Genomic DNA, 26,786 nt, shown 5'->3' with positions numbered 1-26,786 from the left:
CAATGGCCGGCAAAAAGGCGAACTAAGGGGCCGGCGAAAAAAGTGCGATATAATCACAGCCGGCCTTTGCCCGCCAGACCGGTGCGGGCAGACCGCCGGCGTCCATCGCCGTTTTCCATCGCCACGCAGATCGCGGAGCCATCCCCTGAGTCATTCCGAACCCCTCATTACCGCCGAAAACCTCAGCCTCGAGGTCGCTGGCCGCACCCTGTTGCAGGACATTTCGCTCCAGCTGCGTCCACGGGAGATCGTGACCGTGATCGGCCCCAATGGTGCCGGTAAAACCACCCTGTTGCGGCTGCTGCTGGGCCTGAGTCGCCCCACTGCCGGTAGTATCCGGCGACGCCCCGGACTGCGACTCGGCTATATGCCGCAACGCATGCAGGTGGACTCCTCCATGCCCATGTCCGTCGAGCGCTTCCTGGAGCTCGGCCAGCCAGGGATCAGCCGGGCCGAGGCCGACGCAGCCCTGGCGCGGGTGCGGGCGGAAAAATTGCGGCGCGCCAGCCTGGCGGATCTGTCCGGTGGCGAAATGCAGCGGGTGCTGCTGGCCCGGGCCGCCTCCCGCAAGCCACAGCTGATGGTACTGGACGAGCCCACCCAGGGCGTGGACGTCAGCGGGCAGGCCGAGGTCTACCAGCTCATTGCCGCACTGCGCGACGAACTCGGTTGTGGCGTCCTGCTGGTCTCCCACGACCTACATATGGTGATGGCGGCGACCGATCACGTGCTGTGCATCAACCAGCATATCTGTTGCCACGGTCATCCTGAGCAGGTGAGCCGGGATCCCGCCTACCTGGAACTGTTTGGCGACAAACTGGCCCCTTACACCCACCAGCACAATCACGCCCATGACCTGAGCGGCGACATACTGCAGAACAATGGTCGCTGTAATCACGACCACGACCGGCAGGGGGACGAGTGATGAGTGAGGTTACCGCACTGCTCTACAGCCAGTTTCTGTGGCTGGCGCTGGCAGCAGGTTTGATCGTCGCCGCGGTGAGCGGCCCGCTGGGATGTTTTGCCGTGTGGCGGCGCATGGCCTATTTCGGCGATACCCTGGCCCACTCCGCACTGCTGGGCGTCACCCTCGGTTTCCTTCTACACCTGCAGCCGACGCTGGCGGTCGGCGCCACCTGTTGCGGGCTGGCCGTGCTGCTGGTTTACCTGCAGCGGCGGCAGAAACTGTCAGTCGATACCCTGCTGGGTATTCTCTCCCACTCCATGCTGGCCCTCGGTATCGTCACCGTGAGCCTGTTCGATATCAATGTGGACCTGCTGTCGCTCCTGCTCGGCGACTTGCTGGCGGTCAGCCCGGCGGACGTAGTGCTGATGACGGCTGCCGGTGCTTTGATCGCCGGGCTGCTGTTCTACCTGTGGGAGCCACTGCTCGCCTTCACACTCAACGAAGAGCTGGCAGCAGTGGAAGGCGTTCCGATAGAGCGCGTGCGGCTGGCACTCATGCTGATGCTGGCACTGCTGATCGCGATCGCCATGAAAGTGGTGGGGATACTGCTGATTACCGCAATGCTGATCATTCCCGCAGCGGCAGCGCGCCGCCTGGCCGCCACCCCGGAGCGCATGGCTCTGCTGGCAGCGCTGATCGGCGGTCTGTCCGTCCTGCTGGGCCTGCTCGCGTCGGTGCTCTGGGATACACCCGCCGGTCCGTCCATCGTTCTGGCCGCGGCGCTGCTGTTCCTCTTCACCCAGGCCCGGCCACAAAAGCATTGAGCGGTCAGCGCCCGGGCTTGTCAGATTTCCTGCGAATGTCCTCCGCCGGCTCTTCACCGGCTTTGTGGAATTCGTAGATCGTCAGGGCAATGCCGATCAACAGCATAATAAAGACGCCTATCGCGATGGCGAGTATCAGTCCCTCTGACATGGCTACTTCCTCCTGGCCAGCAGTGCTGACACCTTGAAGTAGATTCCGAAGCACAGGATGCTGGGCACCCACAGGGCGGTGAAAATGCCCTGCTCCTTGTAGCCGTTAAACCAGAGGTAGCCCGACAGGATGAAGGACACCGCAACGGCCAGCAGGATGAATAGATCCGATAGTTTGAACATGCGCACTCCCGGCAGTGAAACAATCAGTTGTCGTCGTAATCCCAGAACCCGATAGCGGCGATCAGTAGTCCACTGATCACCACTGTGGCGGGAATTCTCAATCCCGGCACCCCGAAAACCTCTACGATCGATGGCACCAGTTGCAGAGCCGACAGGGGAAGCCAGATGGCAAAGGGAACCACCAGCACCACCCCCGTCCAACCCACGAGCCGTCGGGCCCGGCGCGAGCGGGCAAATCTGTCAAAGAGGTTTTTCACGGTTGCAGAGACCCTCTTGGCACGGGGGCGTACCGGCTTGCTAACACAGTAGTTGATGCCTACGGACAGCAGGCGAGGGGTGATCAGTTATCCCATGGAGTTGGCGCTTCGCACTTCCATTAGGATTAGGGAAGATCAATCGATCCGGCGCGGGGGGCGGTCCGGTTTGGCATAGGAGAGTCGCCCGAGGCGCTCGGTGCGGTGGTAACTGTCTAATCCGCTGACAGCGACGGTGCCCAGTGCCTCGATATCGACATAGCCGTCCTCCACCACCACGCCGTTCGCAACCTGAAGTTCGACGATACGGCCGATCACCATCACGGTGCCATTGACGGCGAGGCGCTGTTGCTCCACCACCTGGCAGGCAAAGCGCAATCGGCTTTCGGCGACATAGGGGGCCGGACACGACCCGCTGAACTGGGCGGTAAGGCCCGCGGGATCGAACTCGGAAACATCCTGCGGATAGCGCGCCGATGTCTGGTGGGCCTGCTGCCAATAGTCCACATTCACCTGGTTAACGGTGAACCAGCCAGTAGCCGTCAGGTTGTCGAGCGTATGTCGTTCTACCGTGTCAGGGCGGTTGATGAACGCGATCAGTGGCGGGTTGGCCCCCAGATGGACGACCGAGCTGACGATGGCGAGATTACTCGTTCCGGAGGAATCAATGGTGCCAATCAGGTTCGCGCTCTTGAAGCCAGACAGACTGTTGACCAGGTTTGCCCGGTAGCGCTGTTCCAGGTTGTCCAGGTCTGCGGCATTCCACTGACGAAAATTTTCCAATTTCACCCCCTAACCCTGATCGCAGTCGTCTGACTCGCAGCGTCGGCGACCGGTGAGCAACTTGGCGAGACGGTGCCGGTTGCGGGCAAATAGCCGATAGAAAAAGGGACTCAACCGGCGTACTCCAGGCCACCGGAGCCAACGTACCCAATGGCCTTTCCCCACCCTCTCCCAGGCTTCTACCGTGACTTCAAAACCGGTGATGATGCGACCATCGGGAAGCTGTCCGTGCAACGTTTCCATGGCGTCTTCGGATTGCAACTGGGGAAATTCTCTGCGGAATGTTTCGCTGTGGATATCCACGAAACGCACCCGGCCGGCGGTATTCCAACGGCGCAGATGGGCAATCTCCCTCATACAAAGCGGGCAACGACCATCGTATATGAGTGTGAACATCGGCTACCTGCGCGACACCATACGGCCTTTCAACTCAGTGCTATACGCAGTGTAGTGCGAGGTAGTTCAGCCCAGCGGGCAAATGCCAAATTGACGGGGCAGTCTCAGCCGGGTAGCGGGTATGGCAGGAGCAGCATGTGAAACGCATTGATGCCCCCGTGGGCCAATACACAGGCCCAGAAATTTTGCGTGCGCATCCAAAGCAACGCATAACTAAGGCCAGCAGCTGCGACAACGACAAGGGCAACCGGGGAAGCTGCCCAGCCCGTGTGCAGGAAGGTGAACAGCACTGTCACCAGCAAGGCGACCAGCCAGCGAGCGCGATGCATGAACAGCTCGCCACCTCGCTGTACGACCAGACGGAAAAAGGCTTCTTCACTGATCGCCACCACCAGGAAGTTGGTCAACAGCGCCGCGATAATCGTCGCCGCAAATTTTGGCGAGGTACCGAAGAGCGCGAGCCCGAAAAGGGAGGGCACAGCAATAGCGACCAGTACATAACGCAAGTCGCTGAACTCAAGCCAGTTGCGACTGCGCAGCATAAAGCCGAGCACGCCTGCGGCAATCGCAGCCTTGCCGGGATTAAAGCCCGCAGAGATAAGGTTGCCACTGGCATCGGTATAGGCGGCCAGCCACTCAATGCGCTCACCGCCGGGAACCAGACCGAGCGCCGAAATCAACATTACCGAGGCAGCGCCCAGAAAGGCCAGCACCATCCGCCAACCCGAGGTCACTTCTATGGCGTGGAGTGCGAGCCAGACCAGTGGTGCCGCAAGTCCTACCCAGCCAAATGGCACAACACAGAGCGACAATAACAGCATCGCGCCCACGAACCGACTTTTCTCGGTGGGCTTATGGGAGCCGATGTCATCGCCCCGGCCCCGTTGCAGGCTTTCGGATAAGCTCCCCACGGGAATGCTATTCCTGTTTCATCGCCAACCGTTCTGCTTCGACACGGATCAACTCCTGCAACCGCGGCAGGTTTTCCTGAATCCGGAATTGGACCACCTGCATCAGCTGGCCGGTGAGCTCCGGAGTTACCTGAAGCATTTTCTTGCCGGTCGGCGATTTGTAGAACGCTGTCAGCGTCCGCATTTCCTCGACGGTGTAATAGTCGAGATACAGTTCGGCGATCTCCTCACGCAGAGTCTCATGGCCAACCACCTCCTGCAGGAACTCGGTGTATACCCGGCGGTAGGGGATCAGCGCCGGGTTCTGCTGCAGTTGGTTTTCCACCATGGTGTTGGTCATTTTCTCCGACAGGTCCTCTCCGTCCGAGGCTGCCACTAACGCATAGGCCGCGGCAAAACGCTCCTCGTCACTGTATTCAGCGGCAAGGAGTTTCGCAGACATTGCCGTACCCAACAGGCTGGCAATCACTGCCGTCACAAAAAGTCTTCTCATTACAATTCCGGAATATTATTCAGCCGTTGAACGTCGCCCGCATTGATCGATAGGTCAGTTTCATTTTTGCCGGGTCCAGCGGTGCACGGAAGAAGGCGTGGTAGTGGCCACGGGGATTGATCAACACCACCTGAGAGCCATGATCGACGGTATAGTTGCCATCTTCCAAAGGCACCTTGTTGAAAGGTACATTCAGCTGGTTGGCGAAGCGCTTCAAGTCGAGGAATTCACCGGTGAGTCCGCGAAAATCCTTATTGAAGTAACGCACATAGTCGTGCAGTTTTTCCGGTGTATCACGCTTCGGATCCACCGATACCAGTACGATATCTGTGTCCGCCCGTGTCTCCTCGTCCAGCGTCTGATAGAAGCTATTCAGTGTCGACATGGTCGTGGGACAGATATCCGGGCAGTGGGTAAAGCCAAAAAACACCAGCGTCCAGCGGCCGGCAAGGTCATTGGTACTGAACTCCCTACCGCTATCAGCCAGCAGGCTGAATTCATCCAAGATTCGCGGGCGCTCCAACTCGATCGCCCCGTTTGCGCGAAGCTCGGAATCGGTAATGATGCGGGGCTGCCCCATCTTGTTGAGGAAGCCTGCCAGAACCGCCAGCATCATCAATACCAGCACCACCACGGTGATCAGTATCCCGCGCTGTTGTTCCGGCGATTTTTGCTGAGTTTCAATATCCATCTTTTACACCGCGATCAGGTAGTGGTCGAGCAGCATGATGCAGAACAACGCCATCAGGTAGATGATGGAATAGCGAAAGGTCTCCATGCCCGCATTCGGGTTGCGATCCCGCAACATCTCGATGGCCCAGTAGATAAAGCCAAGCCCCAGCACCACTGCGCCCAGCAGGTACAGCCAGCCCAGCATGGCGGTGGCGAATGGCAACAGGCTGACGGCAAATAGGATGAACGTGTACAGCAGGATGTGCAGCTTGGTATAGGCGACACCGTGGGTCACCGGCAACATTGGAATATCGGCCTGGGCATAGTCGTCGCGACGGTGCACCGCCAGCGCCCAGAAATGTGGCGGTGTCCAGGCGAAGATGATCAACATCAACAGCAAGCCGTGGCCGTGTATCTCACCGGTAACCGCCGTCCAACCCAGCAGCGGCGGTGCCGCGCCGGCGATGCCACCGATGACGATATTCTGCGGCGTCGCACGTTTCAGGAACATGGTGTAAACGACGGCGTAGCCCAACAGGGAAAAGAGGGTAAGCCAGGCGGTGAGTGCGTTGACGAATACCAGCAGAATGGCCATACCGGCGCAGCCAAGTAGCAGCGCAAACAGTACGGCTTTTTGTGGTTCCACACGGCCCCGTGCCACTGGCCTGTTGCTGGTGCGGGCCATTTTGATATCGATGTGGCGGTCCACCAGGTGATTCACCGCCGCCGCGCCGCCGGCACAGAGCGCAATCCCCAGATTGCCGAGCAACAGGATATCCAGCGGCACCATGCCCGGTACCGCCAGCAGCATGCCGATCACCGAGGTCAGGATCATCAGCATCACCACCCGCGGCTTGGTCAGCTCGTAATAATCGCGCCAGCTGGCCCGGCTCAGGACTGCAGTTTGTACGCTCATGGTCTCACCTCGTTATTGTTATTGATGATTGCCCGGCACCCCGACTTCGACAGCCTAGGGGTGTCGGACTGCCGGCTGCACAGTCTGGATCCGATAACAGAATGTCAGCAGCCCCAGCAGTAACAGAGCTGCGCCGGCATTGTGGGCAACTGCCACAGGCAGTGGCAGGAAGAACACGACATTAGCGATGCCGAGCCCCACCTGTAACGCCAGGGCGCCAGCGAGGCCGATCGCCCAGCGGCGGGAGCCGGCACGCCAGGCCAACATCGCCAGTGCCAGCACCAGCAGGCTCACCACGAGTGCGCCAATGCGGTGGGTGACATGGATGGCGGTGCGCGCATCGCTTTCCAGGGCGCCACCAAGGTAGTTGGGGCCAATGTGCTGGGCAATGTTGAAACCCTGCTGGAAATCCGACTGCGGCCACCATTCGCCGTGGCAGGTCGGGAAGTCAGCACAGGCCAGCGCCGCATAATTGGAACTGGTCCAGCCACCGAGGGCTATCTGCAGCACCACTGCGACCACAGCGATTATGGCCAGCGGCCGGATTTTCTGCAGGGCCCGGTATTCATGCACCGGGATACTGCGTCCCCTGTTGCGTAATCGCTCGGCGATCAGCCACAACATCGACAGGGTCGCCATGCCACCGAGGAGATGCGCTGTGACCACCTGCGGCCATAACTTAAGAGTCACGGTCCACATGCCGAAGGCAGCCTGCAGGATAATCAGCGCCAGCAGAAAATGCGTCTGTTTGAAGGCGCGCTGGCCACGGCGACGCCACGCCAGAACGGTGAGGCCACCAACCAGCAATAAAAGGCTGCCGGCAAAGTAGCGGTGCACCATTTCCGGCCAGGTCTTGTCGGTCTCGACCGGCGCGTGGGGGAAGGCCTCATTGGCACGGACGATCTCGTGCTCCTCATCGGGCCAGGTGAGGTGCCCGTAGCAGCCGGGCCAGTCCGGGCAGCCCAGACCGGCATCGGCCAAGCGGGTAAAGGCTCCCAGCACGACCACCACCACGGCGAGCAGTGTCCCTGCCAGCGCCAGGCGCAGGCGCCAGTCTGTATGGGCCGCGCTCTCTTGCGCCGCCATGGGATGTCTTGCCATCTCTCTCTCCTTTACCCCGTTTACTGCTCGTAGGAGTACTTCAGCAGGCGCTTGATATCTTTTAATAGCTGGTTGCCGGTGTGTTCATTGCCGTAGCGCATCATGGCAAAGCCCTTCTGGTCCACCAGCACCGCCTGTGGTCCCTCCGCCATGACCAGACCACTTTCGCGGCGCAGTGTCTGCAACGCAGACGCATCGGCGGTCACAAAACGCAGACGCGGGTGTTCGGCGGCAATGGCGGCGCGGCGCTCCGCAGGCAGCGGTTCGGGCGTCACCAGTAGCCGCTCCACGCGGTCAGCCTTTTCTGCCAGCCGGATATGCACCTGGCGGCTGGTATAAAGAAGATTGTCGCAGGCAGACTCGCAGGCGCCATCAGGCAGAATCAGGTAGCGCCACTTGTGGGGAGCAGACTCAAAAGACACTGCCTGACTTGCGGACTCTTCGGACGCCGACCGCAGAGCCAACCCTTCGATATCCACGGGAGGCTGCAGCAGCTCGCCCTGATTGATGGTGCCATCGGGCATGCCGAGACCCGTGTGGTAAACCACATAAGCGGCGACGATCGGCAGGGCGACGGCGGCAATCAGCGAAAGGCCTTGCAGGCGTCCGGTCGCTGCACGCCGTTCCCGGCCCTCGCCACCGGCAGCCGTTGGAGACTGTTGACTCACGATCCGTTTCCTCTCTTGTAATTATTTTTTTTCAGCACCGCGGGAATATTGGTGGCGGCTATCAACCACAGAATACACAGGGCGGCCGCCATCGCAAACCACTGTACTGCGTAACCGGTATGTCGCTCCGGCTGGCTGTTGACGAATTGCCAGCCAGTGCGCAGTGCGGTATCGGAATCGGCACTCAGGCGGATCGTCCAGCCGGTCTCATCCACGTTCATTGCTGCCAGCACATCGGCTCCCAGAGCCTGTATCCGCCGTAAGCTCTCCGGCTCCACCCCGGTACCGGCCTCAAACTCCATGACCGCTGCAGCAGCTGGGCCATTTTCATCGACTGGATGCAGAAACCCCGTGATCCATTTGGCCGCAAGAGGCCAGGACACCGCTGGCAGAATGCTGCGATCCTCACCCACCGGCACCCAACCACGGTTCACCAGCCAGCGTTCACCGCCCGAGACAAACACCTGCAGCACTTCATAGCCGGCGCGGCCATCTCGCGTGCGGTTATCCAGATACAGTAGCTCGCCGGTATAGAAGCCCATCAGGCGTACGGGTGTGAATGTCTGTAGGGTCTCGAGGTCAGCGGGTTTGCGGGGCTGCGCGCCGAGCCGCGCATCGATCACCGACAGAATTGCCGCTTTTTCCCCCGCACGGTCGAGCTGCCAGAATCCCAGCGCAAGTAGAAGGGGCAGGAAACAGGCACTGAGGAAGGTGACTGGCCAGTTACGGATCAATGCTACACTGGCAGTCTGCGACCGCGCCGGGGTGTGGTTTACTGTCATGCCGATTAGCCTTTACTGCAGGCTCCTACATCAAGTGGCGAACAAATATGTGGCTGAAAGTATTGATTGTCTTGCTGTTTCTTGCCGTGCTGGTCAGCCTGTCCAGCGCTCTATTTTTTCTGTTGCGTGATATGGGTGCGCCCGAATCGAAGCGTACCCTCTATGCCCTGGGCATCCGCATCTCCCTGGCTGCCTTGTTGCTGATTGCCATTTGGTATGGCTTCGACAGCGGTATCCTCTCCAATACGGCACCCTGGGCCAACAAATATTAAGTTCGTTTCCTGAGCAGGCGCGGACATCCATCCGCGCCTGATCGCATCATCCGCCCAGCACGTAGACGAAGATAAACAGGGCCACCCAGACTACGTCCACGAAGTGCCAGTACCAGCTGGCCGCCTCAAACCCGAAATGATCGTTCGGCTTGAAGTGGTGGGCGATCACCGAACGCAACAACATAATCAATAGCATGATCGTTCCCAGGGTCACATGGGCACCGTGGAAGCCGGTCAGCATAAAGAACGTCGTACCGTAAATACCCGATTCGAGAGTCAGGCCCAGATGCTGGTAGGCCTCATAGTACTCCACTGCCTGGAAGTAGAGGAATGCGAAGCCCAGCGCCACAGTGGCGGTGAGCCACAGGTTGAAGGCATTGCGCTTGTTCTTCTTCAGATAAACATGGGCCACATGCACGGTAAAGCTCGAGGCCAGCAGCAGCACCGTGTTCAACAATGGCAGGTGCCAAGGATCAATAATGTCCTTGGGACCCACGATTTTGGCTGCATCACCGTGCGCTGCCGCATCGGGGGTCACCATCAGGGGCCAGTTGTTCTCGAAGCCCTGCCAGAGCATATTCGAACTGCCCCGGTCACCTTCGCCACCGAGCCAGGGTAAGGCGAAAGTACGAATGTAATAGAGCGCCCCGAAGAAGGCGGCAAAAAACATCACTTCGGAAAAAATAAACCAGCCCATGCCCCAGACATAGGAACGCTTTAGCTGATCGCTGTTGAGGCCGGCCATATTCTCCCGTATCACTGCCGCGAACCAGAACCACAGCACTGTAGCCATGGCCAGTGCACCGGCGAAGAATATGTAGGCGCTGCCACCATTGATCCAGTTCGCTGCGCCAAATGCAATCAGGAACATGCCGATGGTGGCGAATATGGGCAGCCGTGACTGCTCGGGTACGTAATAGCTGCTTTCGGTGGCCATAGTTTTTATCCCTCTCGCGCGGAGTCGGTGTTTTTGTTATCGATCTCGCGATTAACTGAAACTCTTTCCGTGACATCGAACAGCGTATAGGAAAGGGTAATGGTGTTGACGCCCGGTGGCAGGTCCGGGTCGACAATAAAACGCAGTGGTAACTCGGCGCTTTCACCCGCGGCGAGTGTCTGCTGGTTAAAACAGAAACATTCCGTCTTGTGAAAATACTGTGCCGCCTTGGACGGGACCACGCTCGGAATGGCCTGGCCGACCATCAACTTGCCGGTAGGGTTTTCTGCCAGGAAGACCGTATCCATCGGTTCCCCCGGATGCACTTTCACGGAAATAACACTGGGACGAAATTGCCAGGGCATGTTCTCGTTGTTGCTGGCAACAAACTGAACCTTGACCAGACGCTCGGTATCCACCGCTGCAGGTACCGCTTCATACTTCGCTCCTGTCTTGCCATTCAGACCGGTGATCTCACAGAAGGCATCGTACAGCGGCGGCATGATAAAGAGTGCAAAGGCCAGCATGCTGACGGCGAGCGTCAGCAGTTTTGCCGTGACCTTTGCATTCTCACTCCAGGCCATGTCCGGTTTCTCCTCAACGCACCGCCGGTGGCGTGCTGAAGGTGTGGTAGGGCGCTGGAGAAGGCACAGTCCACTCAAGGCCTTCCGGATTCTCCCAGACTTCATCGCTGGCTTTTTTGCCACCCTGAATAGTGCGGATCACGTTGAACAGGAATAGCAGTTGCGATGCACCGAACAGGAAGGCACCCATACTGGCAATCTGGTTGAAGTCGGCAAACTGCAGGGCGTAATCCGGGATTCGGCGCGGCATGCCGGCCAGGCCAACGAAATGCATGGGGAAGAAAGTCACATTCAGGCCTATAAAGGACAGCCAGAAGTGCACCTTGCCCATGGTTTCGTTGTACATGTTGCCGGTCCATTTCGGCAGCCAGTAATACACCGCTGCGGTAATGGAGAAGATGGCACCCGGTACCAGTACGTAGTGGAAGTGCGCCACCACAAAGTAAGTATCGTGATACTGGAAGTCAGCCGGTGCGATAGCCAGCATCAGGCCAGAGAAACCACCAATGGTGAACAGGATCACGAAGGCCACCGCAAACAGCATCGGCGTTTCAAAGGTCATGGACCCCCGGAACATGGTTGTGACCCAGTTGAACACCTTCACGCCGGTCGGTACCGCGATGAGCATCGTCGCATACATGAAGAACAGCTCACCGGCGATCGGCATCCCCACGGTGAACATATGGTGGGCCCAGACGATGAAGCTGAGGAAGGCGATCGACGCAGTCGCGTAGACCATGGAGCTGTAACCGAACAGCGGCTTGCGCGCGAATGTCGGGATGATCGCCGACACGACACCGAAAGCCGGCAGGATCATGATGTAGACCTCGGGGTGGCCGAAGAACCAGAACACATGCTGGAACAGGACCGGATCACCACCACCGGCAGCGCTGAAGAAGCTGGTACCAAAGTGGATATCCATCAGCATCATGGTGACCACACCAGCCAACACCGGCATCACGGCAATCAGCAGATACGCGGTAATGAGCCAGGTCCACACGAACAGCGGCATCTTCATCAGGGTCATGCCCGGGGCACGCATATTGAGGATGGTAGCGATGATATTGATCGCCCCCATGATCGACGAAGCACCCATGATATGAATGGAGAAGATGAAGAAGGTCACGCTCGGCGGCGCGTACTCAGTCGACAGCGGGGCATAGAAAGTCCAGCCAAAATTCGGCGCACCGCCATCCATGAACAGGGTGGAGGCAAGCATGGTGAAGGCGAATGGCAGAATCCAGAAGCTCCAGTTATTCATGCGTGGCAGGGCCATGTCTGGAGCACCGATCATCATCGGGATCATCCAGTTGGCCAGGCCAACGAATGCCGGCATCACGGCACCAAAGACCATGATCAGGCCGTGCATGGTGGTCATCTGGTTGAAAAATTCGGGCTGCACGATCTGCAGTCCCGGCTCGAACAGTTCTGCGCGGATCACCAGCGCCATGCATCCGCCGAGCAGGAACATGGCGAAGCTGAACCACAGATACATGGTTCCGATGTCTTTGTGGTTGGTGGTATAGAGCCACCGGGACAATCCGGGTTTGGGGCCGTGTGCCATAACTCTGTTCCTCTCGGCTCTTACTGCTGGTTATTCTTGAAATTGAGGATATCGATGGGCTGCACGGTATCGCCCATATCGTTGCCAAAGGCATTGCGCTGATAGGTGATCACCGCGGCGATATCCGCTTCGGACAGCTGTGGCCCGAATGCCTGCATGGCTGGGTTTTTCTCCGAGCCGTGCACCACGATACCCAGATGCGCTTTCATCGGGCCAGTGGCAACAGAGGAACCGGCAATGGCCGGGAACGTCGGTGGCACGCCCTGGCCATTGACCTGGTGACAGGCTGCGCAATTGCGGTTGTAGACTTCCTTTCCGCGGGCAAACAGCTCGTCAAAGGTAAACGTCTTTTCGGTGAGCTCGCGCATCTTGGCGGCTTCGGTCGCACGCTTTTCAAGCCACTGATCGTATTCGGTCTGGGGCACCGCCTTCACAACGATCGGCATAAAGCCGTGGTCCTTGCCGCACAGTTCCGCGCACTGGCCGCGGTAGATGCCCGGTTCTTCGATCCGGGTCCAGGCTTCGTTGACAAAGCCCGGGATAGCATCCTTCTTCACGGCCAGATCCGGTACCCACCAGGCGTGGATAACGTCGTTGGCGGTAATCAGGAATCGCACCTTCTTGCCCACAGGCACCACCACCGGCTCATCCACTTCGAGCAGATAGTTGCTGGTTTTGGGCAGCTGGTTGTCGATCTGGGCGCGGGGGGTGGAGAGATTGGAGAAGAAGGAGACATCGGAACCGAGATAGTCGTATTTCCACTTCCACTGGTAGCCAGTGATCATGATGTCGAGATCGGCTTCCTCGGTATCGTAGATATCGTAGAGCGTCTTGGTGGCAGGGATCGCCATCAGGATCAGGATGATAGTGGGGATAATGGTCCAGACCAGTTCCACCGCAGTGCTCTCGTGAAACTGGGCCGCCTTGTACCCTTTGCTCTTGCGGTGACGCCACATGCTGTAGAACATCACCGAGAACACCAGCACACCAATGGCAACACAGATCCAGAAGATCAGCATATGCAGGTCATAGGTGGTCTGTGCGACCTCCGTGACCCCCCGGGGCATGTTGACCCCCCAGCGTTCCGGTGCCTTATCTTCCGCCAGAGCGGTGCCGGCCGGCAGCGCCGTGGCCATCAAGGCGAACAGCCGATTGAAGCCTCTCAACATCGCCTACAGATCTCCGTGTATAGCGATCCCCAAGCCGGAGATTGACCTCGGTCAGTACTACAGAAGGCGCACTGCTAGGCCCATACCCCCAAATGGAGAGTCGTGATTATTATCTTCAGCCGCTGGCTGCGCACGGATAACTGGAGTCGCCCGACCGGACACACCGATCCCTAGGCTATTCCACACATTCTTTGTGGACATGCTGTAGTAAGACAAGACTACATACACTGGGCGGGAAGGGGATCCCGCGATACTGCCGACAGTGCAACTTGTTATTCTTCGTAAAAGATTTTACTTCAGATGTCGTCGTCCGGAAGGTACAACCAACAACCTGTTTTGTTGCATCTACTTGCATCATCAACAGGAACACATCGCCAGCAAAAAGTCAATTAATCCGCCAACTTAAGTCTCCCACGGATGTCCCAGTCACAAACTACCTCCAACCCGAACCGTCGCGTCTTGGATCTCGCCTGGCCGATGATCCTGAGCAATATTTCCGTACCGATGCTTGGCGCCGTGGATACAGCCATCCTCGGCCACCTGCCCACGGCGGAGTACCTGTCCGGCGTGGCGATCGGTGCGGCGGTGGTCAGCATGTTGCTGTGGGCGTTTGGCTTTCTGCGGATGGGTACTACTGGCCTGGTCGCGCGCAGCACTGGCGGTGGCGAGGAATGGCTGTTGCGGGCACTGATTCTTGCATTTGGTCTCGGCCTTATCCTGCTCCCCCTTTCCTGGCCCATCATTGGCCAGGCTGTGGAGTGGATGAACGCGAGCACTGAAGCTGCACCCCATGCAGAGGCCTACCTGAAAATCCGCCTGTTGAGCGCACCACTCGCGCTGGCCAATTTCGCCCTACTGGGATTCTTCATTGGCAGGCAGGACAGCCGCGCACCGCTCTATCTGCTGCTGGCTGCGAATCTGCTCAATATCGCTCTGGACGTGCTGTTTATTATCGGCCTTGATATGGGCGCACGCGGAGCAGCCCTCGCAACTGTGTGCGCGGATGTTTTTGCCTTTTCCCTCGGCATGGTGCTCCTGCGCAGAATTGACCGACAGATACTGGAGTCACTGGTCGATCGGCTACGGCGGGCAGGGTTTTTTCCCTGGCAGGATGTCGCACCCTGGATCGAGCTGTTGCGGATCAATACCGACCTGTTTCTGCGCACCCTGCTGTTGTTGTTTACCTTTGCTTTCTTTACCGCGCAGGGAGCGGCGCAGGGTGATGCGGTACTGGCAGCCAATGCCATCCTGATCCAGTTATTGATGATGACCTCCTATGCACTCGATGGTTTCGCCCATGCCACCGAGGCCCTGGTTGGCGATGCGATCTCAAGGCAATCACAGAGACAATTCCGCTCCACTGTCCGCAGTGCTGGAAAATGGGCGCTTGGTACTGCTTGCGCTATCACACTGTTTTTTCTATTTGGCAAGCCCCTGATTCTTCCTCTGTTTACCGATCTGGATTCAGTGCTCGCCGAAGCGAACAGCGTTTACGGCTGGCTGTGTGCACTGCCATTGATTGCGGTCTGGTGTTATCAACTCGATGGCGTATTCATCGGCGCGGGAAAAAGTCGTCAGATGCGCGATACCATGTTTATCGCCACGGCTATGATTTTTCTTCCCGTTTGGTGGCTGACAACCTCCTGGGGCAATCATGGCGTTTGGTTCAGCCTTTTTTTGTGGTTTATCGCACGGTCTATCGGTTTGATCCTCTATTTTTACTACTACACTTTAAAAAAAATCTGGATTTAAAAAGAGCGATTCCGGTTTCTTCTACCAGCGACATAAGCAAAGCTATCCCAAATCGAGTGAGCTTCACTCCCAGGATTTTGGAAGGCGAAGCGAAAGCGGCTCGAGGGTTCCGGCATTGATAGTAAAGCTAGATGACGCAAAACGAATTCCAGTCCCTGCAGGCCATCATCCAGCGCTCGGTCGAAGATGAGCATCGCGATGGCAGCCTCAAAAGTGCTCTCCGTAGTAATCTGCCCGATCTTCACCATACTGTGAGCCTGCCCCAGGGCGATGGGGTGCTGATACTGACGAGTTTCGCTATCCGTTACATGGAGACACTGCCCTACTGGTTTGAGCAGATGGTCGGACTGTGTCATGCCGCTGGCATTTCGACACGGATCATGCGAAGACTTTTCCGGCGCACTTTCGCCCGTGCCGAACGCATGGCCGCCACGAAGGGTCGCCCACTACCCGCGCAGGCATTGCTACCGTACGTCTACCTCTGCCACCGACTCCTTGAAGAGGCCAATGATCGCCTGCAGTTCAGCCTGGGCATGCCGTTACTGCCAATGGATCCCATGGTGGCAAACCTGGTGGTGCGGGAATTGATTGGAGAGGAAAAGGCGGCGGCATTGGATCGTATCAGCCTGCGCGCGGCCCGGGATTTCGATGATATTCAGCTGGCCAGTGAGCGGGTCGTGGCACTCATTGTCGGGCGACAATGCCACTCCTCCACACCAGGCCGCTGGCCTGATTTTGCCGCCGAGATGCAAATCCGGCTACATATTCTCGAGGAGGAACTGGAAGAAGAGACCCTCCACTGATTCCCCTGCATCGGCATCGAGGAGAGAGAGCCTGATGACCGGGAATCAGTAGGCCCGACTAGGCACTACAGCATTACAATAAAGGCACTCAGGATGGAAAACTTGGGCGGGCTGAAATCCCTGTGGTGCCCGCTGTTCCTTTTCCCGGTATTTCTATCGTGCTTACGACTTTAGCTGCCTGGATGCCCCGATCCAGCATCATTCTGCTTCGCGTTCTTGTTCGACTCGCCGCTGCTGATGGCGAACGATCCGCTGCCAGTTGCCAATGACATCTGTATGCCCCTGCGACAGGGCGCGGCTGAGACTGTCAACACTGCGACGGAGAGCCGGGTCATAAAAGTACAGCGTGCCACCACGCCGGCTATATCCACGCGGGTTGTCTGCCAACAGTTGTGCCAACTTTTCCCTGCGGGCGATATAACGCTCCACACTACTGCGGGAGAAGTCACCCTGCTGATAATAATCCAGCACTTCTGAACGGATCTCTTTGCGCACCAATTCCTCGGTCCTTGCGTCCAGTTTCGCAGCGATCAGCTTTGATTCCAGATCTGTCTCCAGATCCTCCAGATAACGCTCTGCGGCGCGGGCCGAAATATGCAATTGCCGCAGGGTTCGCGCCTGCCGGGACCGGTTTTTCTCCACAACCAGAGCTGCCGGATCAACAGGCCCCGCCTCGGCAAAATTGCCCACAGGTCCAAAAATTGTCCCATGTTGGCGAATACTGTTCTCGGTCAGTGATTCACAAAGCGCTACCGCATTGGCAATGCGCCCGGAGTAGTCGGATGGCTTTATTGCAAGAATTTTTTCCGGCAACTCAGCAACAGCCACTTGCAGGGAGATTTCTTCCTGGCGATGAAAATCTGGTTTTTTCTTCCAGTCATTCGCCTGCAAACGAAAGAGAGAAAGCAGCCCCTGATTGACGCAGCTAGCCAGTAGGTGAGCGGCCTGCTGGCGATCATCCTCCTGGCGTCGTTGCCACTCCCCGTAAACCAGCGCTGCAGCTATCAGGGCCCCGCCCATCAGCACAACAAGGCCAATACTTTTATTCACGCGGATTCGTCTCTCGCTTTATTTTCTATTTTTTTTCGCGGGCCCTGGCTCGAGAATTTTAACCGGTGTTTCGACTTCTTTATCCAAACCACTTTCATTCACGCGTGTGGGGATCTCCGCGGGCCTCGACTGAATACGTATTTCATCCTTGAATCCGCAATTCACACACTCTCGATAATTTTTGTCACCGAGCCGGTAATTGACAATGGTATCCATTTCTCCACAGCGGGGGCATACTGCTCCAGCAATAAAGCGCCTTTTTACCGGTTTGTTTTTTTCATCCTGCATCGGGTTACCTCTTTCTTACTGCAATCAGGCTTCGATGCCAGAGTGTCTCAGGAGGGCATCAATTTCCGGTCCACGACCGCGAAACTCGGTGAACAGTTCGAGGGCATCCCGGCTGCCCCCCTGCTCGAGAATACTCCGCAGGAAGCGCTCGCCGGTTTCCTGATCAAAAATCCCCCTTTCCTCGAACAGGGAAAACGCATCCGCTGACAGAACTTCCGCCCATTTGTAGCTGTAATAGCCTGCCGCATAGCCGCCAGCAAAGATATGGCTAAAGCTGTGCTGGAAACGGTTCTCTGGCGCCACCGGCACCACAGCGACTTCGCTACGAACCTGATCCAGTAACGCCTGCACGTCCTCTGCCGATGCACCCTGCTCGCGGCAATGGAGCTGAAAGTCGAATAGGGCAAACTCCAGTTGCCGCACGGTAAACATGGCGGACTGGAAGTTCTTGGCCGCCAGCATCTTGTCCAGCAGGGCCTCCGGCAGGGGTTCACCGCTTTCATAATGACCAGAGATCATGGCGATCGCTTCGGGCTCCCAACACCAGTTTTCCAGGAACTGGCTCGGCAACTCCACGGCGTCCCAGGCGACTCCGTTGATCCCGGAGACCGGGCCTACATCCACCCGGGTCAGCATATGGTGCAGCCCGTGGCCGAATTCGTGGAATAGCGTCGTCACTTCGTAGTGCGTCAGGAGTGACGGTTTGGCGCCGGTGGGTGGACTGAAATTGCAGACCAGATAGGCCACTGGCAACTGAAGGCCTTCCGCGCCCTGCCGGCGCGTGCTGACCGTATCCATCCATGCTCCACCCCGCTTTTTCTCACGGGCGAAAGGATCCAGGTAGAAACCCGCCAGCTTTTCGCCACCCCGCTTCAACCAGAAAAACTCTACATCAGGGTGCCAGACGGTCACGGAAGAATCGGCTTCCACGGTGACGCCGAACAGCCGTTCGACCACGGCGAACATCCCCTTAAGCACCTTCGGAAACGGGAAATAAGGTCTCAGTTCCTCCTGGCTTACCGCATAGCGCTCGCGCTTCAGCTTCTCCGCAGCCCAGGCAATATCCCAGGGTTCAAGCTGGTCCAGGCCCAGTTGCTCAGTGGCAAATGCCTGCAGTTCGGCAAACTCGCGCTCCGCCGCTGGCCGCGCTCGTCGCGCCAGGTTATGGAGGAAATCCAACACCACGTCGTTACTCTCTGCCATCTTGCTTGCCAGCGAGCGTTCCGCGTAATTGTTCATACCCAGCAAGTTCGCCTGCTGCGCCCGCAGTGCGAGAATTTCGGTCATCACCGCGCTGTTATCAAAACGACCGGCATGCTGTCCCTGCTCCGATGCGCGGGTGACAAATGCCAGATGCACCATTTTACGCAGATCCCGGTTCTCAGCATGGGTCATGACGGCCAGATAACTCGGGCCATCGAGTGTGATCACCCAACCACGCTCGCCCCGATTCTCTGCAGCGGCACGGGCAGTTTCCACCGCGGTGTCCGGCAGGCCGGTCAGCTCACTTTCGTCTTCGGTGCGGTAGGTCCAGGCATTGGTGGCATCCAGGACATTGTTGGCAAAAGTGCTTGAGAGCTCTGCCAGCCGCCGGCTGTTTGCCGCGAACTGTGTTCGCTCATCGCCCTCGAGGGCCACCCCGCCGAGGTGAAAGTCTCGCAGCGCCAGTTCTATGGTCTTGCGCCGCGCCTGTGGCCACGACGCAAAATCGGCGCTCGCTGCCAGTTCGCGATAGAGGTCATACAGTTCGCGATTCTGGCCCAGCTCCGTCCAATAGTTGGTGATCTTTGCCAGCGCAGCCTCATAAGGGGCCCGCCACGGGCCGCTGAGCACGCTGTTGAGGTGACTGACCGGTGAAAAGGCCCGGCTCAGGCGATCCTGGGCCTCCTCGAGTGGTGCTACGGCGTTGTCCCAGCCCCGCTGGTAAAGCCCGCTCTGCAGTTTGGCGTCGCACGCCGCCAGATGGGCGTCGATGGCCGGCTCGACCTGCTCCGGCTCAAGTCGGTCAAAACTGGGCAGTGACGGGAGTTCTTGCAGCGGGTTGGACATCGGACACCTTGTTTGTGATTGACCCCGGCAGTACTGCGGCATCGCAGCAGCCCCGCCAACAGTTATCATAGGGGTAGTAAACCAGAGACTGATTGTACAGGAGGTTGCCCATGTTCCCATTGCGTCCCCACGGCGAAGGCCCCAATCAACAATGCCCCCAGCTGGGTGACAACGTCTACGTCGATCCCCAGGCCGCCGTAATCGGCGACGTCGCCATCGGCGAGGACAGTTCCGTATGGCCGATGGCGGTGCTGCGGGGTGACATGCACCGGATTCGTATTGGTGCCCGCACCAGTGTGCAAGATGGTGCAGTACTGCATATCACCCATGCCGGACCGTTTAATCCTGATGGCTGGCCACTCAATATCGGCGATGATGTCACTATCGGCCACAAGGCCTGCCTGCACGGGTGCACCGTCGGCAACCGGGTATTGATCGGCATTGGCGCTATTGTCCTGGACGGTGCTGTTATCGAAGACGAAGTGGTGCTTGCTGCCGGCGCGCTGGTGCCTCCGGGGAGGAAACTTGAAAGCGGCTACCTGTATGTGGGAGCGCCCTGTAAACAGGCGCGCCCCCTGAGCGAGAAAGAGCGGCAGTTCTTCCGTTACTCTGCCGACAATTACGTCAAGTTGAAGAACGAGTACCTGACCGGTCAGGAACAACCCTGAGGACCACGGTGTTCCGTGCTATCCGAGCTGGATATTCAGCTCGGGTGCGCGTGAACCTGACTTCTACGCAGGTCATAAATAACTGGGTAGCCCCCCCTTATAGGCAACCACCCCGATCGCTTCTTTGGTAAAATTCTTCGCTGTTGATTTCTTTTTTCGGATCTTGGTATTTTCAGCCTTGCCGACGGACATCAATTTGACCCTCGACGCTACCCATCCAATGCTTGGGAGCTGATTTCGAGTACCTCAGTAGCCGCCGGGTTGTTGCATGATGACTACTCCAGATCTCACCGCTTGGCACCAATGCCTCGCTACACTGTTTGAGTGCGAAACCGATTCCCTGCGCATCAGAGAGTTACTGCGAGGCGCCGAGGCGCTGGTGGATGGAAACAGCAGTATGGCGATTCTCTACCCGGCGCACAGTGAACCCGAAATTACCCACCACCGCCTGCTGGCAAACGAGCAGCCCAGCACACAGGTAGATCGCTATATCGAAGGCGCCTATCTTCTGGATCCATTTTATCGCGCGGCAGTGGATGAAAAACGCCAGGGGCTGTTCTTTCTGCGCGATGTAGCGCCGGATGCTTTCAGCCAAACCGAATATTTCCGCATGTACTATCGCGAGGCCAAACTTATCGATGAGGCGTGCTATCTGGTTCGGGGCGAAGGCGGAGTAATCGCCAGTCTGTCCATTGGCCGCGCTTCTGAATTTGGTGGCGGCCGCTTCTCACGACAACAGGCAGCATTGCTGCACTCACTGTGGCCACTGGTGCGCAGCCTGCTGTCCCGCTGGATATCGCAACGTGACAACATCGAGTCTTCGGAGGGAAGTTTTGGGCATCGTCTCGACCACGCCCTGGAAAGCTTTGGCAGCTCGGTACTCACCAAGCGTGAGTGTCAGGTACTGCATATGACCATGCGGGGACACTCAATCAAGTCCATGGCCGACAAGCTCGACGCGAGTGTGGATACGATTAAAACACATCGCAAACATATTTATGCCAAGCTGGATGTCACCTCGCAGTCAGAACTGTTTTATCTGTTCATCAGCGCGTTGCGCCATCATAACAATAATGATCCCGACCCTCTTGCCAGCCTGGAAAAATAGCGGCAGGAGGTTTTAAGCAAAAATCCCGCGGGGCCTTCCGTCGGGAGCCAGGCTCCAACGGGACCGCGCGGGCAAGCGTCTACAGGACATTAACAGCGTAATTACAACAGAAGTGATCCCGGGGTTATTTCTGCGTTACCGGGAAGCCCATCCGCTCTACCATCCGTACCCAGGGCACGCGCCAGCCACCTTTTTCATCCAGTGTATCCAGCGCATACATCGTGATCTTGGCCCCAATCCAGCGGAACGGTTCCGGCGGAATATAGGCCGGCTTTGAGCTGGCAAATTTCAATTTCCGTTCCGGTGTCTTTTTGTCATCGAGAATCGCCAAAGCCACACGCGCGCCGAAGCGGGTCGCAGTCACCCCAAAGCCGGAGTACCCGCCGGCATAAAGCATTTTGCCACCGTGGTAGTACTGGTAGTGCACCGCCATTCGCGTCGTCAATGCGATAGGGCCACTCCAGGCATGGGTAAATCGAATACCCCGCAATGTGGGGAAAGTGCGATAGAAATTATCGATCAGCCGCACATAAGGCTCCGGCGCCTTGTCTTCATCCGGATCGGTATTGTTTCCAAAGAAATAATCCAGGCGTCCACCAAAAAGAATGCGGTTGTCAGCGGTGAGCCGCATGTAATTCAGTTGCGTGCGGGTATCGTAGATACCCTGACGGTTCTGCCAGCCGATTTCCGACAGCTGTGCTTCGGTCAGAGGCTCGGTTACCACGATACGGTCGCGGATCGCGGCCACACGGGTGCGGATCTTGCGATTACCCGCCGCGAAGGCATTGGTGGCAAGCAGTACCCGGTTGGCCTGAATGCTGGCCTTTGGGGTGGTGATCTCGACACCGGTCCCGCTTTTGCGGTTCTCCACCATCGGGGTGTTTTCGTAGATCCGTACACCCAGCTCCAAGGCGACTCGCTTCAGTCCCCAGGCCAGTTTTGCCGGGTGCACGGTGCCGGAGCGCTTCTTCGACCAGAGGCCACCGCTGAACAGCGGCGAGTTGATCTCGTGCCGGATCGCGTCCTCGTCCAGCAGGTGCGCATCGTGACCGTAGTGGCAGTAGAGTTTGTGCTCTTTCTTGATATCTTCGAGGCCCTCTTCACCGATGGCCACGGTCAACTCGCCGCCCCACTCCAGGTCGCAGTCGATGCCATAGCGCTCGATGGTCTCGCGAAAGCCGTCGAGGTTTTCTTTACCAAGCCGCTCCAGTTCTTCCATGTCATCCGGGTAGAGGCGCTGTGCGTTGGCCAGACCGTGCATCACCGAAGTAGACAGGATTGCCGCCGGTCGCCCGGAGGCACCGATGGCAATGCTGTTGGCTTCGATCAATACAACATTCCGATCGGGATCAGCCTCCTTCGCCTGGACGGCGGCCCACAGGCCGGTAAAGCCGCCCCCTACGATCAGCAGGTCACAGGACTCGGGCGTCTGCAGCGCCGGTTCGTCCCGTGGACGCTGCGGCGCGTCCAGCCAGTATGGGAAGAAGGTAGTGCCCGCAAGCGCTTCTAGGGCGTCCGTCCGGGTCTGTTCATCACACATGTTTTTTCTCATCATCAACCTGACGCCGCCGCGCCGATTAGTAGAAGTTGTAGCGCAGCGAAAGTCCGAAAGTGGTCGGCGCCTGACGGTAGTAAGAGCGGCCGGCAAAGCTGGAGAACGCATAGGTTTCCGCGCTGCTGTCCTCGATGTTCTTGATCCAGGCGCTCACCCGCCAGCTTTCATTCGTGTCGCTCAGAGCCGCTTCCGCATCCCAGGAATGCACCGGACCGGAAAGCGCATTGTCGTCCGCAAGCTGAGCAGTCATCTCGTCGCTGTAGCTATAGCTGGTCTGCAGGCGCAGGTTGTAATCGGTCAGCGGCAGGTCGTAGGCGACCAGTCCGTTGTAGCTCCATTCTGGTGACTGGGACAACGCTGCACCGGCGGGCAGCGGCGCTGCGAGCGCATCAACAAAAGGCTGCTCGATGCCGTCCGCGGCGTCGTTGACGCTGGCGTCCGACTCGATGCCACGCATATCGGCGGTGCTCGGGGCGCGGGTCACTTCGCTGTCGAGATAAGCCACACCGGCCATCACCGTCAGGTGATCGGTCGGTAACCAGTGCATATCCAGCTCGAAGCCATTGGTAGTGGATTCCGGCACATTCACCAGGGTGGTGTCGGCCACCGGGAATTCCAGATAATTACTGAAGTCGTCGACGATAATGGTCACCAGCGACTGACGATCGGTGTAGTCGAGGCTGAAAACTGCACCGTTCAGTTGCAGGGACGCATCGAACAGGGTGGCCTTGAAACCGGCCTCGTAGGAAACCACCTGCTCGGGATCCACATAGGCCCAGCTGGCGTCATCGAGAATGGCCGCACCGTAAAACGCACCCCCTTTGTAGCTGTTGGCCACATTGGCGTATACGAGCAGGTCGTCGCTGGCCTGCCAGTCGATACCCAGCTTGCCCGTCAGCGCGCTCTCGTTGCGGGTCTCATCCATCACAGCGATCACATCGTTGAACGAATAAAGTGCGTCATGGTTGGTCGATACGCCGTCGAAGCTGCGCTCATCGGCGCTGTAGCGGATGCCGGCGATCAGGTTCAGGCTGTCGCTGACCGCAGTCTCGGTGTGCAGGTAGGCGCCCCAGGAGCTGGTCACCTGTTCGTAGTTGGCAGTCAGCAGATCCCAGCCCTGTACCGGCACATCGGCGGGATCCAGCACAAAAGTGCTGGCGACGGAGTCGGTCACAAAGAACGAATCATCAAACACGTCGGTGACGGTCACGGTGTCTTCTGAAATATTGACCCCGGCGACCCAGGTCATGGCGCCATCGCCGTTGCTGACCACACGGAATTCCTGTGACCACTGGCTGATCTCGTTGTCCTGGTACAGATCGAGGATCGCCGCCGCGGAACCGCCGTAGTTATCCACCACCTGGCGGTCGTAGCTATCAACGGCACTGATGGAAATCAGGTCGAAATTCTCGAAACCGTAGTTCAGGTTCAGTGAAGCGCCGTAGCCACTCTCGTCACGGCTGACATCCAGATCGCCCACATTGACTTTGGTCGGGTCGTCGCTGCTGTTCAATGCATCGAATGACGGGTCGCCAAAGGCCTCACCAAGGCCACTGACCTGTGGCGATACGGGCCTGGACTGATCGGAAGTGAAGTACACCTTGGCCAGCGCCTCGCCATTGCCGGCAAACGGGAACAGCACCTGGCCGCGACCCGACATGCGATCCACACCACCGAATTCGCGGCCGGTCTCGACATCCTCCTGCCAGCCATCGGCGCGGGACATATTCAGGCTCAGGCGACCCAAAACCTCACCACTGATCTCACCGCCGACCACACCGGTCAATTCCTGCGCGTTGAAATTGCCGAGGCCGGTTTCCACATAGGCCTCAAACTTGCTGGAGGGCTTGCGGCTGATAAAGTTGATGGCACCACCGGTGGTGTTCTTGCCGTAAAGGGTGCCCTGGGGGCCCTTCAACACTTCTACGCGCTCGATATCAAACAGCTGACCTCCCAGGAACGCAGGATTGCTGGCAAAAACCTCGTCGGTGTAGATACCCACACCACTGCTGTTGTTGGGACTGAAGTCGTCGAGACCGATACCGCGAATGGCGAATACCGGTGTGCCACCCGATGTGGCATTGACGGTGACGAGGCCGGGCGTATGCGCGCCCAGGTCCACGGCGCTGTCGACACCCATGCTTTCCATCATGTCGCCGGTCATGGCACTGGCGGAGACACCAATATCGTTGACCGACTGCTCGCGCTTTTGCGCAGTAACGCTGACTTCCTCAATTTGCGCGGCCGCTGCCGGCAGGGCCGTGCCCGAAACCAGGACGCCGGTAATGGCGAGTGCCAGGGTGTTCTTGGAATGATGCTGGTGGGTCGTGCTCGATCGGCGCATACCTGTCCCTCTGCAAAAGCAATTATCTGTTTTATCGTGAGAGAGAGGATAAAAACCGAAGGGTAATTCGGGTATCACCCGATGGGGTGAGAAAACCGAATTTTGCTTCAAGTTATGCCACAACGGGAAAAACCCGCCGGAGCGGGTTGTTGGAGAAAGTAAGGACTGGAGAAGAAGAGGACGCCGGCCTCAGGTAGCGGCGGCGGTGGGCGCTTCAGCGCCTCCGGTTGCTTCCGCAGCGGATTCTTTTTCGGCCCAGAGGATCGCCATTTCACCCAATATCAGGGTCACGACCGAGCCGATCAGAACCGGCCACTGCACGCCCTCGCCCGGGGTGTAGACGAACAGGAAGATGCTGCCCAGGAGTACTGCCACACACAGCCCCGTGAGGGCCAAAGCGACGCCATCACCACCCGGCACGCGAAATGGCCGCGGGCGCCCACCGTCTATTTGGCGCATCTTGATGAAGGCCAGGAACATACCCACGTAGGGCAGCAGGAAAATAACACCACTGAAGGCGAACAGTGACCAGAACAGATCCTCGTTGGACTCCACCAGCAAGCCGTACAGCACCAGGATCAGGGTGCTCATCAGGCCCATCAGCACGGCGGCACCCACCGGTGTGTTGCGGCTGCGGCTCTTGATGGCGAAGGCAGACGGGAGCTCGCCCTCTTCTGCCGCTTCTGCCGCAGCGCGGTTACCGCCGATGGCCCAGGTCACACCGTTGGAGAAGAAGGTGTACAGCGCAGCCAGTCCCAGCAGCATCACCAGCGTGTCGCCAAGCGGCAGCTGAGCGAAGAATAAGCGCAGCGTATCCACCAACCCCTCCACCAGATCAATTTCCTGTGCCGGGATAGCGGCGAGGATAGCGGTGGTACCGAGGATGTAGAGAGTCAGGATGATGATGCCGGACACCAGGATGGAACGCGGGACATCCCGCTGCGGGTTGCGCATTTCCTCACTGCTGGCACTGATCAGCTCGAAGCCGAGCATGCCGTAAATGATTGCCGGAATGTATTGCAGGCTGCCGGCGAAAGTCGGCTTGATGCTGTCGAGGGTAATCGGGTTGGCAAGTCCATTGTCGGCCGCGTAGAAAAACGCACCGGCAATAATCGCCCCGAAGATGATGATCTTGAAGATGGCACCGATATTCGGCACCCACTTGCCCACATTCAGGGTGACCACATTGGCGAGCACCGCGATCCAGGTGAGCGCAACGCCGAGGCCAATCTGCCCGGCGACACCCATCTCAGGCCAGAATAACTGACGCGCGACGCCGGCAAACAGGATGAAAATGGCTGGCATCCAGATGGCCACATTGACCCAGTAACTCCAGCTGATGCGGGAGCCCCAGCGCCCGCCGAAGGCATCCCGGACCCAGGCGTAGATGCCGCCCTTTTCCGGGTAGGCACAACCGAGTTCGGCCGATACCAGGGCAAAGGGCACAAAGAACACCAGCCCCAGGAACAGCCACCAGAAAATACTGGAGGTACCGATCGCGGCGGTGGCCGCGAGGGTATCCACCAGCAAAATGGCGGAGACGGTGAACAGGATCATGTCCCGCTTGCCCAGGTTTTTCTTTACTGCAACATCTGTCACGGCA

Annotated in this window: 29 protein-coding genes; 7 read left to right on the top strand and 22 right to left on the bottom strand. The window is 58.2% G+C overall.

Features of this window, described 5'->3' with window-relative positions:
• The first annotated feature begins 145 nt into the window (after positions 1–145).
• Complete coding sequence (gene znuC / locus AUP74_RS04770) at positions 146–925, top strand: zinc ABC transporter ATP-binding protein ZnuC (protein ID WP_069946570.1); 780 nt, start codon at positions 146–148, stop codon at positions 923–925.
• On the top strand, positions 925–1,731 hold the full coding sequence (locus tag AUP74_RS04765; RefSeq protein WP_069946569.1) for an iron chelate uptake ABC transporter family permease subunit: 807 nt from the start codon (positions 925–927) through the stop codon (positions 1,729–1,731). Before znuC ends, AUP74_RS04765 begins: the two co-directional genes overlap by 1 nt.
• A 4-nt stretch (positions 1,732–1,735) precedes the next feature.
• On the opposite strand, the gene AUP74_RS17305 is transcribed toward AUP74_RS04765, so the two are convergent.
• The 12 genes from AUP74_RS17305 to AUP74_RS04710 all read right to left on the bottom strand — a co-directional run bounded on the left by AUP74_RS17305 (position 1,736) and on the right by AUP74_RS04710 (position 9,040).
• Positions 1,736–1,882, bottom strand: a complete 147-nt coding sequence (locus AUP74_RS17305) for a hypothetical protein (RefSeq protein ID WP_158514539.1) — start codon at positions 1,880–1,882, stop codon at positions 1,736–1,738.
• 2 nt (positions 1,883–1,884) lie between these two features.
• The gene (locus AUP74_RS04760; protein WP_069946568.1) at positions 1,885–2,064 is read right to left on the bottom strand and encodes a hypothetical protein; all 180 of its coding nucleotides are present in this window, start codon (positions 2,062–2,064) and stop codon (positions 1,885–1,887) included.
• Between the two features lie 23 nt (positions 2,065–2,087).
• Entirely contained in the window at positions 2,088–2,321 is a 234-nt protein-coding gene (locus AUP74_RS04755; protein WP_069946567.1) for a hypothetical protein, read from the bottom strand.
• Positions 2,322–2,456: 135 nt separating this feature from the next.
• The gene (locus AUP74_RS04750; RefSeq protein ID WP_226999894.1) at positions 2,457–3,107 is read right to left on the bottom strand and encodes a flavin reductase family protein; all 651 of its coding nucleotides are present in this window, start codon (positions 3,105–3,107) and stop codon (positions 2,457–2,459) included.
• 3 nt (positions 3,108–3,110) lie between these two features.
• On the bottom strand, positions 3,111–3,497 hold the full coding sequence (locus AUP74_RS04745) for a thiol-disulfide oxidoreductase DCC family protein (protein ID WP_069946566.1): 387 nt from the start codon (positions 3,495–3,497) through the stop codon (positions 3,111–3,113).
• 104 nt (positions 3,498–3,601) lie between these two features.
• Positions 3,602–4,408 (bottom strand): CPBP family intramembrane glutamic endopeptidase, encoded by an 807-nt coding sequence (locus tag AUP74_RS04740; protein ID WP_069946565.1) that lies wholly within the window; start codon positions 4,406–4,408, stop codon positions 3,602–3,604.
• A gap of 7 nt (positions 4,409–4,415) precedes the next feature.
• Positions 4,416–4,901: a DUF2059 domain-containing protein gene (locus AUP74_RS04735; protein WP_083260818.1), complete on the bottom strand. Its 486-nt coding sequence runs from the start codon at positions 4,899–4,901 to the stop codon at positions 4,416–4,418.
• Between the two features lie 19 nt (positions 4,902–4,920).
• Complete coding sequence (locus AUP74_RS04730) at positions 4,921–5,592, bottom strand: SCO family protein (RefSeq protein ID WP_069946563.1); 672 nt, start codon at positions 5,590–5,592, stop codon at positions 4,921–4,923.
• A 3-nt stretch (positions 5,593–5,595) separates the two neighbouring features.
• Positions 5,596–6,489: a heme o synthase gene (cyoE, locus tag AUP74_RS04725; protein ID WP_069946562.1), complete on the bottom strand. Its 894-nt coding sequence runs from the start codon at positions 6,487–6,489 to the stop codon at positions 5,596–5,598.
• 54 nt (positions 6,490–6,543) lie between these two features.
• A complete protein-coding gene (locus AUP74_RS04720) occupies positions 6,544–7,590 on the bottom strand; it encodes a COX15/CtaA family protein (RefSeq protein WP_226999893.1) in 1,047 nt (348 codons plus the stop codon).
• 20 nt (positions 7,591–7,610) lie between these two features.
• Positions 7,611–8,258, bottom strand: a complete 648-nt coding sequence (locus tag AUP74_RS04715) for a hypothetical protein (protein ID WP_226999892.1) — start codon at positions 8,256–8,258, stop codon at positions 7,611–7,613.
• Positions 8,255–9,040 carry an SURF1 family protein gene (locus tag AUP74_RS04710; protein WP_069946559.1) on the bottom strand — a complete coding sequence of 262 codons (786 nt, stop codon included), beginning with the start codon at positions 9,038–9,040 and terminating at the stop codon, positions 8,255–8,257. Before AUP74_RS04710 ends, AUP74_RS04715 begins: the two co-directional genes overlap by 4 nt.
• A gap of 47 nt (positions 9,041–9,087) precedes the next feature.
• On the opposite strand from AUP74_RS04710, the gene AUP74_RS04705 reads away from it, so the two are divergent.
• The gene (locus AUP74_RS04705) at positions 9,088–9,312 is read left to right on the top strand and encodes a DUF2909 domain-containing protein (RefSeq protein ID WP_067084745.1); all 225 of its coding nucleotides are present in this window, start codon (positions 9,088–9,090) and stop codon (positions 9,310–9,312) included.
• A gap of 46 nt (positions 9,313–9,358) precedes the next feature.
• Here AUP74_RS04705 and AUP74_RS04700 read toward each other — a convergent pair whose 3' ends face one another.
• The 4 genes from AUP74_RS04700 to coxB are packed head-to-tail and all read right to left on the bottom strand — an operon-like array spanning position 9,359 to position 13,566.
• The gene (locus tag AUP74_RS04700; protein ID WP_069946558.1) at positions 9,359–10,249 is read right to left on the bottom strand and encodes a cytochrome c oxidase subunit 3; all 891 of its coding nucleotides are present in this window, start codon (positions 10,247–10,249) and stop codon (positions 9,359–9,361) included.
• Positions 10,250–10,254: 5 nt separating this feature from the next.
• The gene (locus AUP74_RS04695; protein ID WP_069946557.1) at positions 10,255–10,833 is read right to left on the bottom strand and encodes a cytochrome c oxidase assembly protein; all 579 of its coding nucleotides are present in this window, start codon (positions 10,831–10,833) and stop codon (positions 10,255–10,257) included.
• Between the two features lie 13 nt (positions 10,834–10,846).
• Positions 10,847–12,397, bottom strand: coding sequence for a cytochrome c oxidase subunit I (ctaD, locus tag AUP74_RS04690; RefSeq protein ID WP_069946556.1), 1,551 nt, complete (start codon positions 12,395–12,397; stop codon positions 10,847–10,849).
• 20 nt (positions 12,398–12,417) lie between these two features.
• Positions 12,418–13,566 carry a cytochrome c oxidase subunit II gene (gene coxB / locus AUP74_RS04685; RefSeq protein ID WP_083260817.1) on the bottom strand — a complete coding sequence of 383 codons (1,149 nt, stop codon included), beginning with the start codon at positions 13,564–13,566 and terminating at the stop codon, positions 12,418–12,420.
• 417 nt (positions 13,567–13,983) lie between these two features.
• On the opposite strand from coxB, the gene AUP74_RS04680 reads away from it, so the two are divergent.
• Both AUP74_RS04680 and AUP74_RS04675 read left to right on the top strand, forming a co-directional pair.
• Positions 13,984–15,318, top strand: coding sequence for an MATE family efflux transporter (locus AUP74_RS04680; RefSeq protein ID WP_226999891.1), 1,335 nt, complete (start codon positions 13,984–13,986; stop codon positions 15,316–15,318).
• Between the two features lie 131 nt (positions 15,319–15,449).
• On the top strand, positions 15,450–16,121 hold the full coding sequence (locus tag AUP74_RS04675; protein ID WP_069946555.1) for a hypothetical protein: 672 nt from the start codon (positions 15,450–15,452) through the stop codon (positions 16,119–16,121).
• 198 nt (positions 16,122–16,319) lie between these two features.
• On the opposite strand, the gene AUP74_RS04670 is transcribed toward AUP74_RS04675, so the two are convergent.
• The 3 genes from AUP74_RS04670 to AUP74_RS04660 are packed head-to-tail and all read right to left on the bottom strand — an operon-like array spanning position 16,320 to position 19,508.
• Entirely contained in the window at positions 16,320–17,171 is an 852-nt protein-coding gene (locus AUP74_RS04670) for a hypothetical protein (RefSeq protein WP_069946554.1), read from the bottom strand.
• A gap of 18 nt (positions 17,172–17,189) precedes the next feature.
• Positions 17,190–17,459, bottom strand: a complete 270-nt coding sequence (locus AUP74_RS04665) for a YheV family putative zinc ribbon protein (RefSeq protein ID WP_069946553.1) — start codon at positions 17,457–17,459, stop codon at positions 17,190–17,192.
• Between the two features lie 24 nt (positions 17,460–17,483).
• Positions 17,484–19,508, bottom strand: a complete 2,025-nt coding sequence (locus tag AUP74_RS04660; RefSeq protein ID WP_069946552.1) for a M3 family metallopeptidase — start codon at positions 19,506–19,508, stop codon at positions 17,484–17,486.
• A gap of 110 nt (positions 19,509–19,618) precedes the next feature.
• Between AUP74_RS04660 and AUP74_RS04655 the strand changes: the two genes are divergently transcribed.
• Positions 19,619–20,176 carry a gamma carbonic anhydrase family protein gene (locus AUP74_RS04655; RefSeq protein ID WP_069946551.1) on the top strand — a complete coding sequence of 186 codons (558 nt, stop codon included), beginning with the start codon at positions 19,619–19,621 and terminating at the stop codon, positions 20,174–20,176.
• A gap of 268 nt (positions 20,177–20,444) precedes the next feature.
• On the top strand, positions 20,445–21,284 hold the full coding sequence (locus AUP74_RS04650) for a helix-turn-helix transcriptional regulator (RefSeq protein ID WP_069946550.1): 840 nt from the start codon (positions 20,445–20,447) through the stop codon (positions 21,282–21,284).
• A 124-nt stretch (positions 21,285–21,408) separates the two neighbouring features.
• Here AUP74_RS04650 and AUP74_RS04645 read toward each other — a convergent pair whose 3' ends face one another.
• From AUP74_RS04645 to AUP74_RS04635, 3 genes are all read right to left on the bottom strand, one after another.
• A complete protein-coding gene (locus AUP74_RS04645; protein ID WP_069946549.1) occupies positions 21,409–22,824 on the bottom strand; it encodes an NAD(P)/FAD-dependent oxidoreductase in 1,416 nt (471 codons plus the stop codon).
• 37 nt (positions 22,825–22,861) lie between these two features.
• Positions 22,862–25,183, bottom strand: coding sequence for a TonB-dependent receptor (locus tag AUP74_RS04640; protein WP_069946548.1), 2,322 nt, complete (start codon positions 25,181–25,183; stop codon positions 22,862–22,864).
• 189 nt (positions 25,184–25,372) lie between these two features.
• Positions 25,373–26,782 (bottom strand): APC family permease, encoded by a 1,410-nt coding sequence (locus AUP74_RS04635; protein ID WP_226999890.1) that lies wholly within the window; start codon positions 26,780–26,782, stop codon positions 25,373–25,375.
• Between the last annotated feature and the right edge of the window lie 4 nt (positions 26,783–26,786).

This window comes from Microbulbifer aggregans, assembly GCF_001750105.1.
Classification (GTDB): Bacteria; Pseudomonadota; Gammaproteobacteria; order Pseudomonadales; family Cellvibrionaceae; genus Microbulbifer; species Microbulbifer aggregans.
Note: the sequence above shows the minus strand (reverse complement) of the source record. Positions and strands in the feature narration are given on the sequence as shown.

What these genes read in the sequence shown, in the direction of transcription:
- AUP74_RS04665 (WP_069946553.1), bottom strand. Translation starts at nt 17,459, where the DNA reads ATGCAGGATGAAAAAAACAAACCGGTAAAAAGGCGCTTTATTGCTGGA.
- ctaD (WP_069946556.1), bottom strand. Translation starts at nt 12,397, where the DNA reads ATGGCACACGGCCCCAAACCCGGATTGTCCCGGTGGCTCTATACCACC.
- AUP74_RS04700 (WP_069946558.1), bottom strand. Translation starts at nt 10,249, where the DNA reads ATGGCCACCGAAAGCAGCTATTACGTACCCGAGCAGTCACGGCTGCCC.
- AUP74_RS04695 (WP_069946557.1), bottom strand. Translation starts at nt 10,833, where the DNA reads ATGGCCTGGAGTGAGAATGCAAAGGTCACGGCAAAACTGCTGACGCTC.
- AUP74_RS04720 (WP_226999893.1), bottom strand. Translation starts at nt 7,590, where the DNA reads ATGGCAAGACATCCCATGGCGGCGCAAGAGAGCGCGGCCCATACAGAC.
- AUP74_RS04710 (WP_069946559.1), bottom strand. Translation starts at nt 9,040, where the DNA reads ATGACAGTAAACCACACCCCGGCGCGGTCGCAGACTGCCAGTGTAGCA.
- cyoE (WP_069946562.1), bottom strand. Translation starts at nt 6,489, where the DNA reads ATGAGCGTACAAACTGCAGTCCTGAGCCGGGCCAGCTGGCGCGATTAT.
- AUP74_RS04730 (WP_069946563.1), bottom strand. Translation starts at nt 5,592, where the DNA reads ATGGATATTGAAACTCAGCAAAAATCGCCGGAACAACAGCGCGGGATA.
- AUP74_RS04760 (WP_069946568.1), bottom strand. Translation starts at nt 2,064, where the DNA reads ATGTTCAAACTATCGGATCTATTCATCCTGCTGGCCGTTGCGGTGTCC.
- coxB (WP_083260817.1), bottom strand. Translation starts at nt 13,566, where the DNA reads ATGTTGAGAGGCTTCAATCGGCTGTTCGCCTTGATGGCCACGGCGCTG.
- AUP74_RS04645 (WP_069946549.1), bottom strand. Translation starts at nt 22,824, where the DNA reads ATGTGTGATGAACAGACCCGGACGGACGCCCTAGAAGCGCTTGCGGGC.
- AUP74_RS04640 (WP_069946548.1), bottom strand. Translation starts at nt 25,183, where the DNA reads ATGCGCCGATCGAGCACGACCCACCAGCATCATTCCAAGAACACCCTG.
- AUP74_RS04765 (WP_069946569.1), top strand. Translation starts at nt 925, where the DNA reads ATGAGTGAGGTTACCGCACTGCTCTACAGCCAGTTTCTGTGGCTGGCG.
- AUP74_RS04735 (WP_083260818.1), bottom strand. Translation starts at nt 4,901, where the DNA reads ATGAGAAGACTTTTTGTGACGGCAGTGATTGCCAGCCTGTTGGGTACG.
- AUP74_RS17305 (WP_158514539.1), bottom strand. Translation starts at nt 1,882, where the DNA reads ATGTCAGAGGGACTGATACTCGCCATCGCGATAGGCGTCTTTATTATG.
- AUP74_RS04675 (WP_069946555.1), top strand. Translation starts at nt 15,450, where the DNA reads ATGACGCAAAACGAATTCCAGTCCCTGCAGGCCATCATCCAGCGCTCG.
- AUP74_RS04745 (WP_069946566.1), bottom strand. Translation starts at nt 3,497, where the DNA reads ATGTTCACACTCATATACGATGGTCGTTGCCCGCTTTGTATGAGGGAG.
- AUP74_RS04705 (WP_067084745.1), top strand. Translation starts at nt 9,088, where the DNA reads ATGTGGCTGAAAGTATTGATTGTCTTGCTGTTTCTTGCCGTGCTGGTC.
- AUP74_RS04650 (WP_069946550.1), top strand. Translation starts at nt 20,445, where the DNA reads ATGATGACTACTCCAGATCTCACCGCTTGGCACCAATGCCTCGCTACA.
- AUP74_RS04680 (WP_226999891.1), top strand. Translation starts at nt 13,984, where the DNA reads ATGTCCCAGTCACAAACTACCTCCAACCCGAACCGTCGCGTCTTGGAT.
- AUP74_RS04660 (WP_069946552.1), bottom strand. Translation starts at nt 19,508, where the DNA reads ATGTCCAACCCGCTGCAAGAACTCCCGTCACTGCCCAGTTTTGACCGA.
- AUP74_RS04655 (WP_069946551.1), top strand. Translation starts at nt 19,619, where the DNA reads ATGTTCCCATTGCGTCCCCACGGCGAAGGCCCCAATCAACAATGCCCC.